Origin of the sequence: Arthrobacter sp. TB 26, from assembly GCF_000427315.1 — a bacterium.
Taxonomy (GTDB): domain Bacteria; phylum Actinomycetota; class Actinomycetes; order Actinomycetales; family Micrococcaceae; genus Arthrobacter.
In genome coordinates, this window is sequence record NZ_AUPJ01000500.1 from 4,927 (window position 1) to 6,752 (window position 1,826).

Genomic DNA, 1,826 nt, shown 5'->3' on the forward strand with positions numbered 1-1,826 from the left:
GCGCCGGTGACGGCGGCTCCGTTGGCTGAGAGTTCAAAGGTGAAGCCGTTCTGGACTGGCGCCGACAACGTCACCGACGGTTTGGATGTCAGGGGAAAACCGAGGGAATCTGCCGCAGGCACCAGGGCTGTCACCGTGAGCGGCGGCACCGATACGACGAAGTCCACGTCCACGAGGTAACTTGCGCTCGAGGAGGCTGACGGGAAGTCGCCGTTGTACGTGTAAGCCCCTGCACCGGCGGCCGCCCGCAGCGGTCCGCTGGTGAGTGCGGATCCAAACCCGCCCGGTGTCGCCGAATAGACTCCGGTGGGTGTGCGGTAGGCGGCCACGTATTCCGTGTTCGCGGCGATGTCCACGGGCTGGCTGAAGGTGGCCGTCTGCCACCCGGAGGTGGATTCTCCGGTGAAGGTGGCCGCCGCCAGCTGTTGGCCGGCTGCGGTGTACAGCGCCCCGGTGTGTGTTCCGGTGTTGCCCGCGGCCTTGTAGAAGCGGATGCCTGTGATCTGGCCGGGCGCATCGCTGGCGAATCGGACGCCCAGCGTGAGGGGCACCCCGTCATTGAATTCCGGGACGACCGGGGTCACGGTGTCCTGGTACAGCGAGCATGGGCAGACGCCGTCGGGCCGCGGGGACGGAACGGTCGTGAACGTCCAGGTACTGCCGGCGCTCAGTGACTGGCCCGTCGTCGAGGTTGCCGTCAGGGTAGCCGTGTAGCTGGTGGCGGCTGCCAGGGCTGCCGCCGGCGTGAAGCTCACTTTGCCGGTTGCCGGGTCGTAGCTGGCAGTGCCGGGAACATCGACAGAGTCGGGACCTGTCAACGTCAGCGCCACACTTGACCCGGCAGCAGGCTTGGACAGGGCAGCGGAGACCGTGGCATCCAGGGCGACGCTCGACGAGCCGGGAAGCGGCGTCTGCGCGCCGGCCACGAACGGCGGATCCGGGTACTGGACCACCACGTCAACGAGGTAGCTGGCTCCCGAACGGGCACCCGGGAAATCACTCGTGTAGGAGTACGCTCCGGCGTCGGACGCCGTTCTCAGGTTCCCGACGCTCAGCCCGGATCCGAAGCCGTTTACGGTGGCTGAGTAGGCCCCGGTGGTGCTCTTGTAGGCCATGATGTATTCGGTGTTCGCCGCCATGGCGATGGGCTGGTTGAAGGTCGCCGTTTGCCAACCGGACGTACTCTCGTTTGCGAAGGTGACGGTGGCGAGCTGTTCTCCGGACACAGTGAACAGTGTCCCGGTATGCGTGCCGGTGTTGCCCGCGGACTTGTAGAAGCGGACGCCGGTGACGGTCCCCGCGGCAACGCTGGAGAAACGGACTCCGAGAGTCAGCGGCACACCGTCCCTGACCTCCTGGATCCCCGGGACGACAGCGTCATCATAGAGGCTGCAAGGGCAGCTTCCCGGAACCGGCGGAGAGACCACAGTCGTGAAGGACCACGTTGCACCGCTGGTCACAGCGCCGCCGCCCACGGCCGTGGCGCTGAGCGTAGCGGTGTAGGTGGTACCGAGCTCCAGGCCAGCTGCGGGGGTGAAGGTAGCCTTCCGCAACGTGGAGTCGTAGCCGGTGGTGCCCGCCACAGCCGTGCCGTTCGCCGTGAGCGTCAGTTGCACGCTCGAATCCGTGACGGCCTTGGAGAATACCGCCCCCACGGTTGTGGCCTGCGGGACACTCGACGAGCCGTCCAGCGGCCAGTGCCCGGACGCCGTCAGATCGGAGGTATCGACGGTGTCGAACAGGGCATCCACGAAATAGTTGCCGTTGTTGTAACTGTTCGACGGAAACGAGCCCGGAGCGCCGTAGACACCGGCCGGAGGGCTCCC

At 66.6% G+C, this 1,826-nt stretch carries 1 protein-coding gene (running past one end of the window); it reads right to left on the minus strand.

What is annotated here, in order from left to right:
- Positions 1–1,826 carry part of the coding region annotated (locus K789_RS0119740; RefSeq protein ID WP_024368260.1) for a DUF4082 domain-containing protein on the minus strand (this coding region is incomplete at its 5' end). The annotated region extends 649 nt beyond the left edge of the window, so 1,826 of the 2,475 annotated nt are shown.